1 protein-coding gene is annotated in these 246 nt (G+C 57.3%); it reads right to left on the bottom strand.

Features of this window, described 5'->3' with window-relative positions:
* A partial coding sequence (locus tag R0J92_RS25555; protein ID WP_411053748.1) for a hypothetical protein occupies window positions 1-246 on the bottom strand: 246 nt, incomplete at both ends.

Genomic DNA, 246 nt, shown 5'->3' with positions numbered 1-246 from the left:
GTACAGCACGTCCCTCGGGTCGAACTCGAAATCGAGCCACGAACCGCGGTAAGGAATGATACGTGCCGAGTACAGGAGCTTGCCCGAGCTGTGCGTCTTGCCCTTGTCGTGTTCGAAGAACACGCCAGGCGAACGGTGCAGCTGCGAAACGATCACACGCTCCGTACCGTTGATGACGAACGAACCCGTCGGCGTCATGAGCGGAATTTCGCCCATGTACACTTCCTGTTCCTTCACTTCCTTGAC

This window comes from Tritonibacter sp. SIMBA_163 (genome assembly GCF_046535935.1).
GTDB lineage: Bacteria > Pseudomonadota > Alphaproteobacteria > Rhodobacterales > Rhodobacteraceae > Epibacterium > Epibacterium scottomollicae.
This window is presented reverse-complemented; position numbering and strand designations above follow the sequence as displayed.